This is a genomic window from Leclercia sp. UBA5076 (assembly GCF_002416465.1).
GTDB lineage: Bacteria > Pseudomonadota > Gammaproteobacteria > Enterobacterales > Enterobacteriaceae > Enterobacter.
Window position 1 is genome coordinate 103,339 of sequence record NZ_DIAO01000016.1, and the last position, 14,857, is coordinate 118,195.

A 14,857-nucleotide genomic window follows, 5' to 3' on the forward strand; every position below is an offset into this window, starting at 1 on the left:
TGATCATGGTTAGGTTAGATAAGAACGACCCTCTAATGTTGGCGCGTCAGCTGCCATTGAAGTCTGTTGCCCTGATTCTTGCTGGCGGCCGCGGTACCCGATTAAAAGATTTAACGATCAAGCGCGCCAAACCCGCCGTCCACTTCGGCGGTAAATTCCGTATTATCGATTTTGCTCTGTCCAATTGCCTCAACTCAGGCATTCGCCGTATTGGCGTCATTACCCAGTATCAGTCACACACTCTGGTGCAGCACATTCAGCGCGGCTGGTCGTTCTTCAGTGAGGAGATGAACGAGTTTGTCGATCTGTTGCCTGCCCAACAGCGCGTACATGGCGAAAACTGGTACCGCGGCACCGCCGATGCGGTCACGCAGAACCTCGATATCATCCGCCGTTATAACGCCGAGTATGTGGTGATCCTTGCCGGGGACCATATCTACAAGCAGGACTACTCGCGCATGCTTATCGACCATGTCGAAAAAGGGGCGCGCTGCACCGTAGCCTGTTTGCCGGTGCCCGTTGCCGAGGCGACGGCGTTTGGCGTCATGGCGGTGGACGAAAACGACAAGGTGATCGATTTCGTGGAAAAACCGGCAAACCCACCTTCAATGCCGGGCGATGACACTAAAGCGCTTGCCAGCATGGGTATCTATGTCTTTGATGCAGATTACCTTTACCAGCTGCTGGAAGAGGACGACAAGGATGAAAAATCCAGCCACGACTTCGGCAAAGACATCATCCCGAAAATCACCAAATCTGGCATGGCCTATGCACATCCTTTCCCGCTCTCCTGCGTGCAGTCCGATCCGAATTCAGAACCGTACTGGCGCGATGTAGGAACCCTGGAGGCGTACTGGAAGGCTAACCTCGATCTGGCCTCTGTCACGCCGGAACTGGATATGTACGACCATAACTGGCCGATTCGTACTCATATGGAGTCTCTGCCGCCGGCAAAATTTGTCCAGGACCGTTCGGGCAGCCACGGCATGACCCTGAACTCGCTGGTTTCCGGCGGGTGCATTATCTCCGGCTCGGTGGTGGTGCAGTCGGTGTTGTTCCCGCGCGTGCGGGTGAACTCCTTCTGCAATATTGATTCATCAGTGCTGTTACCCGACGTCTGGGTGGGCCGCTCGTGCCGCCTGCGTCGTTGCGTTATCGACCGTGCCTGCGTGATTCCGGAAGGCATGGTAATTGGAGAAAATGCGGAAGAGGACGCGCGCCGTTTCTACCGCTCAGAAGAAGGTATCGTGCTGGTTACGCGTGAAATGCTGCGTAAACTGCAGATCAAACAGGAGCGATGATGCAGGTTTTACACGTTTGTTCTGAAATGTTCCCGTTGCTCAAAACCGGCGGGTTGGCGGATGTGATAGGGGCGTTACCGGCGGCGCAAATTGCAGGTGGGGTTGATACCCGCGTGCTGTTACCCGCTTTTCCAGATATTCGTCGCGGCGTGCCTGACGCGCAGATCGTCAGCCGCCGCGAGACCTTTGCCGGGCGCATCACATTACTGTTTGGCCATTACAACGGCGTGGGCATCTACCTGATTGACGCGCCGCATCTTTATGACCGCCCAGGGAGCCCGTACCACGACACTAACCTGTTTGCCTATACCGATAACGTGCTGCGTTTCGCGCTGCTCGGCTGGGTAGGGGCGGAGATGGCCTGTGGGCTGGATCCGTTCTGGCGTCCGGACGTGGTGCATGCCCACGACTGGCACGCCGGGTTAGCGCCAGCCTATCTGGCGGCACGCGGCCATCCGGCGAAGTCGGTCTTTACCGTGCATAACCTGGCATACCAGGGCATGTATTTCGCCAAACATATGGATGACATCGATTTGCCATGGTCATTCTTTAATATGCACGGGCTGGAGTTTAAGGGGCAGATCTCCTTCCTCAAGGCCGGGCTTTACTACGCCGATCACATTACCGCCGTCAGTCCAACCTACGCGCGGGAGATCACCGAAGCGCAGTTTGGCTATGGGATGGAGGGGCTGCTCAGCCAGCGCCATCGCGAAGGCCGACTGTCGGGCATTCTCAACGGCGTGGATGAAAAAATCTGGAGTCCGGAAACCGATCTGCTGCTGGGCGCGCGCTATAACCGCGACTCCGTGGAAGATAAGGCCGAGAACAAACGTCAGCTGCAGGTTGCCATGGGACTGAAGGTCAACGACAAGGTGCCGCTGTTTGCGGTGGTAAGCCGTCTGACCAGCCAGAAAGGACTCGATCTCGTGCTCGAGGCGCTGCCGGGCCTGCTGGAGCAGGGCGGACAACTGGCGCTGCTGGGGGCGGGCGATCCGGTACTGCAGGAGGGCTTCCTCGCCGCCGCCGCCGAACATCCGGGACAGGTGGGTGTGCAGATTGGCTATCACGAAGCGTTTTCGCACCGCATCATGGCGGGCGCAGACGTTATTCTGGTGCCGAGCCGTTTTGAGCCCTGCGGCTTAACCCAGCTGTATGGTCTGAAGTACGGCACACTGCCACTGGTGCGGCGTACTGGCGGGCTGGCGGATACCGTATCCGACACCTCGCTGGAGAATCTGGCGGATGGGATCGCCACCGGATTTGTCTTTGAAGACAGTAATGCCTGGTCGCTGTTACGCGCGATTCGTCGTGCTTTCGTGTTGTGGTCACGTCCTTCTTTATGGCGTTTTGTTCAACGTCAGGCGATGGCCATGGATTTTAGCTGGCAAGTTGCGGCGCAGTCCTACCGCGATCTTTATCAACGCTTGATGTAACAATGCTGGAATCAGAGATATGAATGCACCCTTTTCCTATGCGTCTCCCACGGTAAGCATTGAGGCGTTAAAGCACTCCATTGCTTACAAGCTGATGTTCACCATTGGCAAAGACCCGGTCATCGCCAACAAACATGAATGGCTCAACGCCACCCTGTTTGCGGTGCGTGACCGGCTGGTTGAGCGCTGGCTGCGCTCCAACCGCGCTCAGCTCTCACAGGAGACTCGCCAGGTTTACTATCTGTCGATGGAGTTTTTGATTGGCCGCACCCTTTCCAACGCGCTGCTGTCGCTGGGTATCTATGACGACGTCAAAACCGCGCTGGAAGAGATGGGGTTAGATTTAGAAGAGCTGATTGACGAAGAGAACGACCCTGGCCTCGGCAACGGTGGTCTGGGTCGTCTGGCAGCCTGCTTCCTCGATTCGCTGGCGACCCTCGCCCTGCCAGGGCGTGGCTACGGTATCCGCTACGATTACGGCATGTTCAAACAGAACATTGTCGATGGCCGACAGAAAGAGTCTCCGGACTACTGGCTGGAGTACGGCAACCCGTGGGAGTTCAAGCGCCACAATACCCGTTATAAAGTCCGCTTCGGTGGCCGTATTCAGCAGGAAGGCAAGAAGAGCCGCTGGGTCGAGACCGAAGAGATCCTGGCCGTGGCTTACGATCAGATCATTCCCGGCTACGACACTGACGCCACCAACACGCTGCGCCTGTGGAACGCCCAGGCCAGTAGCGAGATTAACCTCGGTAAGTTCAACCAGGGCGACTACTTCGCGGCGGTGGAAGATAAAAACCACTCCGAGAACGTCTCCCGGGTGCTCTATCCGGATGATTCCACCTACTCCGGGCGCGAGCTGCGCCTGCGTCAGGAGTACTTCCTGGTCTCCGCGACCATTCAGGATATCCTGAGCCGTCACTACCAGCTGCACAAAACCTACGCCAATCTGGCGGATAAGATCGCGATTCACCTGAATGATACCCACCCGGTGTTGTCGATCCCTGAGCTGATGCGCCTGCTGATTGACGAGCATAAGTTCAGCTGGGACGAGGCGTTTGAGGTGACCTGCCAGGTCTTCTCCTACACCAACCACACGTTGATGAGCGAAGCGCTGGAAACCTGGCCGGTGGATATGCTGGGCAAAATCCTGCCGCGCCACCTGCAGATTATCTTTGAGATTAACGACTTCTTCCTGAGAACGTTGCAGGAGCAGTATCCGCACGACACCGGCCTGCTGAGCCGCACCTCGATCATTGATGAATCCAATGGCCGCCGGGTGCGCATGGCGTGGCTGGCGGTGGTGATCAGCCACAAGGTCAATGGCGTGTCTGAGCTGCACTCGAACCTGATGGTGCAGTCGCTGTTCGCAGACTTTGCGAAAATCTTCCCGATGCGTTTCTGCAACGTCACCAACGGGGTAACGCCGCGCCGCTGGCTGGCGCTGGCGAACCAGCCGCTCTCCGATGTGCTCGACGAGAACATCGGTCGCACCTGGCGGACCGATTTAAGCCAGCTGAGCGAGCTTGAGCAGCATGCTGACTTCCCGACGGTGAATAAAGCGGTGCGTGATGCCAAGCTGCTCAATAAAAAGCGGCTGGCGGTGTGGATGGCGCTGCATCTGAACGTAGTCGCTAACCCGAAAGCGCTGTTCGACGTCCAGATCAAACGTATCCACGAGTACAAGCGTCAGCTGATGAACGTGCTGCACGTGATCACCCGCTACAACCGCATCAAGGCCGACCCTGATGCGGACTGGGTGCCACGCGTGAACATTTTCGCCGGGAAAGCGGCGTCGGCCTACTACATGGCGAAGCACATTATTCATCTGATCAACGATGTGGCGAAGGTGATCAATAACGATCCGCAGATTGGCGACAAGCTGAAGGTCGTCTTCATCCCGAACTACAGCGTGAGTCTGGCCCAGCTGATCATTCCGGCCGCCGATCTCTCGGAGCAGATCTCCACCGCAGGCACCGAGGCGTCGGGCACCAGTAACATGAAGTTTGCCCTCAACGGCGCGCTGACCATCGGCACGCTGGATGGCGCCAATGTTGAGATGCTGGAGCACGTGGGTGAAGAGAACATCTTTATCTTCGGTAACACCACAGAAGAGGTGGAGGCGCTGCGTGCTAAGGGCTACTCACCGCGTGATTATTACGAGCAGGATGAAGAGCTGCGTCAGGTGCTGACCCAGATCGGCACCGGGGTATTTAACCCGGATGAGCCTGGCCGCTATCGCGACCTGGTGGATTCGCTGATTAACTTCGGTGACCACTACCAGGTGCTGGCGGACTACCGCAGCTATGTGGATTGTCAGGACCGGGTGGACGAGCTGTACCGTAAGCCGGAAGAGTGGGCCACCAAAGCGATGCACAACATCGCCAATATGGGCTACTTCTCGTCGGATCGCACCATTCAGGAGTATGCCGAGAACATCTGGCATATCAAACCGGTGCGGTTGTAAAAAAAACGCCGGGTGGCGGCTGCGCCTTACCCGGCCTACGTTCATTTGTCTTTTGTAGGCCCGGTAAGCGCCAGCGCCACCGGGCACGAAGCCCGCATGAAACCTGTAGGCCCGGTAAGCGTTAGCGCCACCGGGCATTTTTTATGATGCTAACGACAGCTCACGCTTTCCCATACGCTGCGCCAGCCACAGCGCCACGCGCGACTGTTGTTCCGCATTAAGCCACATCCCCTCTTTGGTGCGACGCCAGAGCGCATCGTCCGCGCGGCGTACCCACTCGTGGTCGGCTAAGTAGCGCAGTTCCGCCTCGTAAAACTCATGGCCAAAATGTTCGCCCAGATCGGTCAGATCCTTCGCCCCGTTCAGGATCAGCTCGCTATTGCTGCCGTAGGTGCGGGCAAAGTGGCGGGCCATGGATTCGCTGATAAACGGATAGCGACGGCGCAGTTTTGCCGCATAGTCATCGCGGTTGCCGCCGATATCACCGCCGGGCAGCACCGCGCCTTTGGTCCATGCCGGGCCGATACCCTGGTAGAAGGGGGCCAGTTTTTCCATCGCATGTTCCGCCAGCTTACGGTAGGTGGTGAGCTTGCCGCCAAACACCGACAGCAGCGGCGCTTTGCCGTGATCGTCGTGAATATCGAGCGTGTAGTCGCGAGTAATAGCCTGCGGTGAATCGGATTCGTCGTCGCACAGCGGACGTACGCCAGAGTAACTCCAGACCACATCCTCGCGCGCCAGCGTCTTTTTAAAGTGCGCGTTATAGACCTCCAGCAGATAGCTGACTTCGCTCTCGTCGATCTCAACGTTCTTCGGATCGCCTTTGTACTCCACGTCGGTGGTGCCGATGATGGAGAACTCATCCATCCACGGGATGACAAACACGATGCGCTTGTCTTCGTTTTGCAGAATATAGGCCTGCTTCTGGGTATGGACGCGCGGCACTACAATGTGACTGCCTTTGATCAGGCGGATGCCATACGGCGACGGCAGCTGCATCCCCTGGTCAAAGAACTGCTTCACCCAGGGGCCGGTTGCGTTCACCAGCCCGCGTGCCTGCCAGCTGAAGCGCTCGCCGGTATCGATATCTTCCGCTTCGACGATCCACACCCCTTTTTCCCGGCGCGCCGAGACCGCGCGGGTGCGGGTTTTCACCTCGCCGCCTTTACGTTCAACCATTTGCGCGTTGGCCAGTACCAGGCGGGCATCGTCCACCCAGCAGTCGGAATATTCGAATCCGCGCACAATCTCAGGCTTCAGCACCGAGTCTGCGCCAAAACGCACACCGGCAGAGGCGGGCAGGCTGGTGCGTTTGCCCAGGTGATCGTACATAAACAGACCAATGCGGATCATCCATGCCGGGCGCAGATGCGGGCGGTGCGGCAGACGAAAACGCATCGGCGTGGCGATATGGGGAGCCATTTTCAGCAGCACTTCACGTTCCGCCAGGGCTTCACTCACCAGGCGGAACTCGTAGTGTTCCAGGTAACGCAGGCCACCGTGGATCAGTTTGGAGCTGGCGGAGGAGGTGGCACAGGCGAGATCCTGCGCTTCCAGCATCAGGACAGATAACCCGCGCCCGGCCGCATCAGCCGCAATGCCTGCACCGTTGATACCGCCACCTATTACAATCAGATCTTTAGTTTCCATTGTACCCTCAGCACTTTCGTTAAAGCTCAAAAATGTTCGATATCGCTCATATTAGCAAAGGAAATGGATTTTAGTAACATCAAAAAAACATTTTTGAGTGATAGAGCTAACATAATGGCGTTTACCCGCCGCCACGACGTACACTAACCGTTAAAATAGTGCGGTCCCAGGCCGCACGGCACGTGAACAGACAACAGAGAGCACCATGGAACAATTTGAATGTATTAACGTAGAAGAAGCCCATCAGAAGATGCACCAGGGCACCGCAGTGCTGGTGGATATTCGCGATCCGCAAAGTTTTGCGATGGGCCACACCCCGGGCGCATTCCATCTGACCAATGCCTCGCTCGCCGAGTTTATGCGTGACAACGATTTCGACACCCCGGTGATGGTGATGTGCTATCACGGCAACAGCAGTAAGGGGGCGGCGCAATATCTGCTGCAACAGGGCTATGACTCGGTTTACAGCGTGGACGGCGGCTTCGATGCCTGGCACCGTCATTTCCCGGCAGAAGTCGAGCACGCGGGCATTTAGGGTATATACTGTCCCCTTTTGTGTGGAATAAGCGACTGCCGCCGATGCTACTGATCACCTCTTTTAACAACCCGCGCGTCGCCCAGGCGTTTGTCGACTACATGGCGACGCAGGGTGTCATTCTTACCATTCAACAACATACGCAAACCGACGTCTGGCTGGCGGATGAGAGCCAGGCTGCCCGGGTTGAGGCAGAGCTGGCGCGTTTTCTGGAAAATCCCGGCGATGCGCGCTATCTGGCGGCGAGCTGGCAGTCCGGCCATACCGGTAGCGGCCTGCGTTATCAGCGCTTTCCTTTCCTTGCGACCGTGCGCGAACGCGCGGGGCCGTTTACCCTGGGGTTAATGGCGGCCTGCATTCTGGTCTTCATTATGATGAGCGTGGTGGGCGATCAGCAGATCATGCTGCTGCTGGCCTGGCCCTATGACGCCTCGTTAGAGTTCGAATTCTGGCGCTACTTCACCCACGCGCTGATGCACTTCTCGTTCCTGCATATCCTCTTTAACCTGCTGTGGTGGTGGTATCTCGGCGGGGCGGTGGAGAAACGGCTCGGCAGCGGCAAGCTCATCGTGCTCACCCTCATCAGCGCGCTGCTTAGCGGCTTTATTCAGCATAAATTCAGCGGCCCGTGGTTTGGCGGGCTTTCTGGCGTGGTCTACGCGCTGATGGGCTATGTCTGGCTGCGCGGCGAGCGCGATCCAGAGAGCGGTATCTACCTGCAGCGCGGGTTAATGACTTTCGCGTTAATCTGGATTATTGCCGGATGGTTTGATCTGTTTGGTATGGCGATTGCCAACGGTGCTCACTTTGCCGGGCTGGCGGTCGGGCTGGCGATGGCGTTTGCCGATACGCTCAATGCGCGAAAACGAACATAAATCTGGCAGGGAACTCCGATGAAACAAACACAACGTCATGATGCCATTATTGACCTGGTGAAAAAGCAGGGATACGTCAGTACCGAAGAGCTGGTGGAGCAGTTTGCCGTCAGCCCGCAGACCATCCGCCGCGACCTCAACGACCTGGCCGATCAGAACCGTATCCTGCGCCACCACGGCGGCGCGGCGCTGCCCTCCAGTTCGGTCAACACCCCCTGGCATGACCGCAAGGCGACGCAGACCTCGGAAAAGGAGCGTATCGCCCGTAAGGTCGCCAGTCAGATCCCCAACGGCGCGACGCTGTTTATCGACATCGGCACCACGCCGGAGGCGGTGGCGCATGCCCTGCTCGGCCATGAAAACCTGCGTATCGTGACCAACAACCTCAACGTCGCCACCACCCTGATGCAGAAAGAGGACTTTCGCATCATTCTGGCGGGCGGCGAGCTGCGCAGCCGTGACGGCGGCATTATTGGCGAGGCGACCCTCGACTTCATCTCCCAGTTCCGCCTCGACTTTGGCATTCTCGGCATCAGCGGTATCGATACGGACGGCTCGCTGCTGGAGTTTGACTACCACGAAGTGCGCACCAAACGGGCGATCATTGAGAACTCGCGCCATGTCATGCTGGTGGTGGATCACTCCAAGTTTGGCCGTAACGCGATGGTGAATATGGGCAGCATAAGTATGGTGAATGCGGTCTATACGGATGTGATGCCGCCGGAAGGGGTGTTAAAAGTGATTCGCGATCATAAGTTGCAGTTAGAACTGTGCTGAGTTTGTGCCGGGTGGCGGCTTCGCCTTACCCGGCCTACAAAACCGTAGGCCCGTGCAAGCGTAGCGTCGCCGGGCAATAAATGGCAACAAAACCGTAGACCCGCGCAAGCGCAGCGCCGCCGGGCAATGCCCTACACGCCGTACCCCATCATCTTCAACAGCTGCTGCGCATGCTGCACCGCATCCTGACGGTGGGCGACGCCCAGCTTCTGATACAGGTTACGGATATGCGTTTTAATGGTGGTGGCCGCCACCGCCAGCTCACCGGCAATCTGCTCGTTGCTGTAGCCTGAGTAAATCAGCCCCAGAACCTGCCACTCGCGCTGGGTCAGCGGACTGGTGCGGATCAGCTCCGGCACTTCCGGGTGATTCAGCAGACGCTCCACAAAGGTCTCGTCGAAGTGGGCAAACTTGTGGCGATGATGCTGGTTAATCTCACGCAGAATGCGCTGGGCACGGTGCTGATCCAGCTCCGGCAGCGTGTTGAGCTGAATCAACTGGCGCAGCTGCTGCGCCATAGTCTCGCCTTCAATCACAAAGTGGCTGATAAAGCCGGTGCGGTTCGCCAGCTGCAACGCTTCCAGCAGCACGCGTTGGGCGTCATTCTTACGGCCTGACTGCCAGTAAAGCTGGTTTTGCAGCAGCAGGTTGCGGTTGAGATCGCTCATCAGACGCAGGCTGCGGGCATTTTCGTTCAGCTCTTCCAGCACCATCTCGGCCGGTTCAAATTCGCCTAACAGGATCTGCGCCCGGGCAATGTTGCGCCACTGGCTCTGCAGGAAGTGGTTATTGGCGAACGCCGGCTTCGGCGTCTGGCGCAGCCAGTTGGCCGCCGATTTCTTGTCGCCGGTCATCTGCCAGTAGATCACCCGCACCTTATCGGCGTTCGATACCCAGTCGCTGTGGTACTGACCGTTGCCGAGCAGGTTTTCCAGGCGGTTGAGATGGTTCCGGGCGTTGTCGAGATCGCCGCGCGCCAGGGAGCACTGCACCAGCAGGCCCAGACACTGCAACTGCTGCTGCGGCTGATAGGTGGAGAGCACATTGACCCCAAGACGGGCGGTGCTTTCGGCTTCGTCCAGACGTGCCCACGCCCACAGAAGCTGGGCGCGAATGCGCAGCAGGAACTCGTGCATTGGCAGCTGTTCCAGATGCTGATCGCGGATCAGGTTGAATGCTTTTTCCTGCGTCTCCCAGGCGGCCTGCAGGAAGCCCTGGGCAAACAAAATTTCGCTCTGCTGGATCAGGCTCCACAGCGCGTAGTGCCAGACATCGTGACGGCGTGCCATCTGTTCGGTCTGCTGCATCAGCGACAGGGAGCGGGTGAGATCGCCTTTACAGTGCAGCACTTCCCCATGCACCGAGGTGGCAACGATACGGCTGTAGAAGTTCGCCAGGGGCAGCTCTTCCAGCGCGACCATCGACAGGCGCTGGGCCTCTTCCTGGTCGCCGTCATTGATCGCCACCTGCGCGCGCAGGGCGTTAAACTCGCCGTGCAGGGCGGCATCCATCTCGCCCTTCATCTCCTGCTCGGCGCGGGCCAGCAGGGTGTTTACTTCGCTGTAGCGATGCTGGCTTTGCATCAGCCAGGCCTGGAGCAGCACCAGGCGTGGATTTTCCAGCAGGCTCTCCCACGGCAGGGCGCGCAGCGACTCTTCCAGCAGGGCCAGCTCGCTGTGATTAAACAGGCTCCAGGCGTGGTTGAGCAGGATATCGCGCAGCATATGGGCATCGCCCGCTGCCAGCGCGTGATGAATCGCCTCGCTCGGGAACCCCTGCGCCATCCAGCTTTCTGCCGCGGCGCGGTGGATTTCCGGCAGTTCGGTCGCCAGCTCCCACTGACAGCGCTGGCGCAGGAAGCTGCCAAACAGCGGATGGTAGCTGAACCATTCGCCGGAGTCGTCCATACGCTGCAGGAACAACCCCTGACGCTCAATCTCTTCCAGGCGCATCTGGCCGTTGTCTTCGCCGGTGACGCGCACAATCAGGGCATCGTTCATCGAGCGCAGCAGGGAGCTTTTCAGCAGAAACTGACGGGTGGTTTGATCGACGCTGTTGAGCACTTCATCCACCAGGTAATCGGAGAGGTGGCTGGCATTGATCCCCGACAGACGACGGGCGGACTGCTGCGTCGGGCTATTGTTATGCCGCGCCGACAGCGCAATAAGCTGCAGGGCGGTCGCCCAGCCTGCTACGTCGTCGCACAGGCGGCTGCTTTCCGCCACCTCGATAGGGGATTTCAGGCGGCAGTCAAAGAACTGCTTCGCCTCCTGATGGGTAAAGGAGAGCTGCTGGCTGCCGATTTCCAGCAGCTGATCGCGCACGCGCAGGTTAGCAATGCCCAGCTGCGGCAGGTTGCGCGACAGTACCACCAGGGTCAGGTTTTCCGGCTGATGGCGCAGGAAGAAGCGCATCGACTCATGGATCACCGGGTTGGTGATCAGATGATAATCGTCAATGACCAGATAGAGCGGGCGATGCCATTCGGCCAGCTCGATAAACAGTTGGGAAAACAGTGAGGAGAGGCTGGCGTACTGCCGCTTTTGCACCATGCTTTCGCTGGTTACGCAGTGTCCGTTGGTCGCCTGCTGAATGGCGGCGATCAGATAACTGGCGAAGCGCTCCTGCTGGTTATCGCCCTCATCAAGGGAGTACCAGCCAAGATCGGTCTTGCCGGATGCCCACTGCGAAATGAGCGTGGTTTTGCCGTAGCCGGCAGGGCTCGTTACCAGCGCCAGTCGAAAATTGTTCGCGCCGGAAAGTTTCGCCAGCAAGCGTTCGCGGACCACAGTATGGTCAAGACGAACCGGGCGACTTAATTTGGACGGAATCAACATAGTTTTCACTTCACTGTGTGGAAATCGAGATTTTTGATTTTTTTTGCGCTTCGTAATTAATGCATATAAGGTCGGTCAGAAACCTCTTTATTGCAAGTTATGTCCGGGTTTTATATCCCTTAATTTGCACTCGGTCACAAAAATATATGCTGGGGTGCGGGAACTTTTCCGATGGGCCTCGAAAGCGCATGGATACTGGTTTGGCGAGCATGCGGAAGGTTAAGCATAAAAAGGAATATAGAATCGTAAAGGCTGTGAAAAGTTAATAAAGTCTCGGGATGGTTACCCTGGTAAAATAACCCTCTGCGATACAGTAAAATCCTACAGTTATTATTTCAGGTAAGTAATTATTACTGCGCTCATATATTTCTTCTGAAAACCTGTTTCATTTTTTGACACTCTTCCCGGTAATCTCGTCTGCAATGCCCCACACTCTGGCTGTGGAAAGTGGCCGCGATCACACTTTATCGCTCATCCCCGCTACTCCTCCCCGCCTAATCCCCGGCAGGAGGAGGAAGAGCCATAAGTAGCCAGGCACACTAGCGCCAACGTTTTATTTTCTCTCTACAGGATGCAGATTCCCTATGTCACAGCCTACTTTCAACAAAGCTCAATTCCAGGCTGCCCTGACGCGTCAGTGGCAGCGTTTTGGTTTACATGCCGCTGAAGAGATGACCTCCCGCCAGTGGTGGCAGGCCGTCAGTGGAGCGCTCGCCGAGTTACTGAGCGCCCAACCCGCAGTAGAACCGGCGAAAGATCAGCGCCACGTTAACTACATCTCAATGGAATTCCTGATTGGCCGTCTGACCGGCAACAATCTGCTTAACCTGGGCTGGTATCAGGAGGTGAGCGATGTGCTGAACGCGCACAACGTTAACCTGACCGACCTGCTGGAAGAGGAGATCGACCCGGCGCTTGGCAACGGCGGCCTGGGGCGTCTGGCGGCCTGCTTCCTGGACTCCATGGCGACGGTAGGCCAGTCGGCGATCGGCTATGGTCTGAACTATCAGTACGGCCTGTTCCGTCAGTCCTTTGCCGACGGCCAGCAGATGGAAGCCCCGGATGACTGGCATCGTGGCAGCTACCCGTGGTTCCGCCACAACGAAGCGCTGGATGTGCAGGTGGGTATTGGCGGTAAAGTGACCAAAGCGGGCCAGTGGGAGCCGGGCTTCACCATCACCGGCCAGGCCTGGGATCTGCCGGTGCTGGGCTACCGTAACGGCGTGGCGCAGCCGCTGCGTCTGTGGCAGGCGACCCATGCCCATCCGTTCAACCTGACCAAATTCAACGACGGCGATTTCCTGCGTGCCGAGCAGCAGGGGATCGACGCCGACAAGCTGACCAAGGTTCTCTACCCGAACGACAACCATCTGGCGGGCAAAAAGCTGCGCCTGATGCAGCAGTACTTCCAGTGCGCCTGCTCCGTGGCCGACATTCTCCGTCGCCACCACCAGGCGGGCCGCAAACTGGCGGAGCTGGCGGATTACGAAGTGATCCAGCTGAACGACACCCACCCAACCATCGCCATTCCGGAACTGCTGCGCGTGCTGATCGACGAGCATCAGCTGACCTGGGACGACGCCTGGGCGATCACCAGCAAGACCTTCGCCTACACCAACCACACCCTGATGCCAGAGGCGCTGGAATGCTGGGACGAGAAGCTGATTAAAACCCTGCTGCCTCGCCATATGCAGATCATCACCGAGATCAACAACCGCTTCAAAAAGCGGGTCGAGAAAACCTGGCCGGGCGATAAAGCGGTATGGGCGAAGCTGGCAGTGGTGTTCGACAAACAGGTGCGCATGGCTAACCTCTGCGTGGTGAGCGGTTTTGCGGTAAACGGCGTGGCTGCGCTGCACTCCGACCTGGTGGTGAAAGATCTGTTCCCGGAATATCACCAGCTGTGGCCGAACAAGTTCCACAACGTGACCAACGGCATCACCCCGCGTCGCTGGATCAAGCAGTGCAACCCGGCACTCTCCGCGCTGCTGGATTCTTCGCTGGATAAAGAGTGGGCCAACGATCTCGATCAGCTGATCAACCTGGAGAAATATGCCGACGATGCGGCATTCCGCGAGTCTTACCGCACCATCAAGCAGGACAACAAAGTGCGCCTGGCGGCGTACGTCAAAGCCCGTACCGGGATTGAGATCAACCCGAACGCGCTGTTTGATATTCAGATTAAACGTCTGCACGAGTACAAGCGTCAGCACCTGAACCTGCTGCACATTCTGGCGCTGTACAAAGAGATCCGCGAGAACCCGCAGGCCGATCGCGTGCCGCGCGTGTTCCTGTTTGGCGCGAAAGCGGCGCCGGGCTACTACCTGGCAAAAAACATCATCTTCGCTATCAATAAAGTGGCCGACGCGGTGAACAACGATCCGAAAGTGGGCGACAAGCTGAAAGTGGTCTTCCTGCCGGATTACTGCGTCTCGGCGGCCGAGCTGTTAATCCCGGCAGCGGACGTTTCTGAGCAGATTTCTACTGCCGGTAAAGAGGCCTCCGGCACCGGCAACATGAAGCTGGCCCTGAACGGCGCGCTGACGGTGGGTACTCTGGACGGGGCGAACGTTGAGATTGCCGAGCAGGTGGGCGACGAGAACATCTTTATCTTCGGCCATACTGTGGAAGAGGTGAAAGCCATTAAAGCCAAAGGTTACGACCCGGTGAAATGGCGTAAAAAAGACAAACTGCTGGATGCGGTACTGAAAGAGCTGGAGAGCGGCAAATACAGCGATGGCGACAAGCATGCGTTCGACCAGATGCTGCACAGCATCGGCAAAGAGGGCGGCGACCCGTACCTGCTGATGGCGGACTTTGCCGGCTACGTTGAGGCGCAGAAACAGGTCGATGTTCTGTACCGCGACCAGGAAGCCTGGACCCGGGCGTGCATTCTGAACACCGCGCGCTGTGGCATGTTCAGCTCTGACCGTTCAATCCGCGACTACCAGGCCCGCATCTGGCAGGCAAAACGCTAAGGAA

9 protein-coding genes are annotated in these 14,857 nt (G+C 57.8%); 7 read left to right on the plus strand and 2 right to left on the minus strand.

Annotation, left to right across the window (positions count from 1 at the left end):
- The first annotated feature begins 5 nt into the window (after positions 1-5).
- From glgC to glgP, 3 genes are read left to right on the plus strand one after another with little or no spacing between them, the layout of a single operon-like run.
- Positions 6-1,301 carry a glucose-1-phosphate adenylyltransferase gene (gene glgC, locus B3X29_RS16315; RefSeq protein ID WP_103177334.1) on the plus strand — a complete coding sequence of 432 codons (1,296 nt, stop codon included), beginning with the start codon at positions 6-8 and terminating at the stop codon, positions 1,299-1,301.
- Positions 1,301-2,734, plus strand: a complete 1,434-nt coding sequence (gene glgA / locus B3X29_RS16320; RefSeq protein WP_103177333.1) for a glycogen synthase GlgA — start codon at positions 1,301-1,303, stop codon at positions 2,732-2,734. The genes glgC and glgA overlap by 1 nt, the downstream gene beginning before the upstream one ends.
- Before the next feature lie 19 nt (positions 2,735-2,753).
- Entirely contained in the window at positions 2,754-5,201 is a 2,448-nt protein-coding gene (gene glgP / locus B3X29_RS16325; RefSeq protein WP_103177332.1) for a glycogen phosphorylase, read from the plus strand.
- 141 nt (positions 5,202-5,342) lie between these two features.
- Here the strand turns inward: glgP and glpD are convergent, their stop codons facing one another.
- Positions 5,343-6,851: a glycerol-3-phosphate dehydrogenase gene (gene glpD / locus B3X29_RS16330; protein WP_159340214.1), complete on the minus strand. Its 1,509-nt coding sequence runs from the start codon at positions 6,849-6,851 to the stop codon at positions 5,343-5,345.
- A gap of 205 nt (positions 6,852-7,056) precedes the next feature.
- On the opposite strand from glpD, the gene glpE reads away from it, so the two are divergent.
- The 3 genes from glpE to B3X29_RS16345 are packed head-to-tail and all read left to right on the plus strand — an operon-like array spanning position 7,057 to position 9,038.
- Positions 7,057-7,386 carry a thiosulfate sulfurtransferase GlpE gene (glpE, locus tag B3X29_RS16335; RefSeq protein WP_103177330.1) on the plus strand — a complete coding sequence of 110 codons (330 nt, stop codon included), beginning with the start codon at positions 7,057-7,059 and terminating at the stop codon, positions 7,384-7,386.
- Between the two features lie 44 nt (positions 7,387-7,430).
- Positions 7,431-8,261 (plus strand): rhomboid family intramembrane serine protease GlpG, encoded by an 831-nt coding sequence (gene glpG, locus B3X29_RS16340; RefSeq protein WP_159340215.1) that lies wholly within the window; start codon positions 7,431-7,433, stop codon positions 8,259-8,261.
- Positions 8,262-8,279: 18 nt separating this feature from the next.
- Positions 8,280-9,038, plus strand: coding sequence for a DeoR/GlpR family transcriptional regulator (locus B3X29_RS16345; protein WP_103177328.1), 759 nt, complete (start codon positions 8,280-8,282; stop codon positions 9,036-9,038).
- A 131-nt stretch (positions 9,039-9,169) separates the two neighbouring features.
- Here B3X29_RS16345 and malT read toward each other — a convergent pair whose 3' ends face one another.
- Positions 9,170-11,875: an HTH-type transcriptional regulator MalT gene (malT, locus tag B3X29_RS16350; protein ID WP_103177327.1), complete on the minus strand. Its 2,706-nt coding sequence runs from the start codon at positions 11,873-11,875 to the stop codon at positions 9,170-9,172.
- A 584-nt stretch (positions 11,876-12,459) separates the two neighbouring features.
- Here malT and malP point away from each other — a divergent pair.
- A complete protein-coding gene (gene malP / locus B3X29_RS16355; protein WP_159340216.1) occupies positions 12,460-14,853 on the plus strand; it encodes a maltodextrin phosphorylase in 2,394 nt (797 codons plus the stop codon).
- The last annotated feature ends 4 nt before the right edge of the window (positions 14,854-14,857 follow it).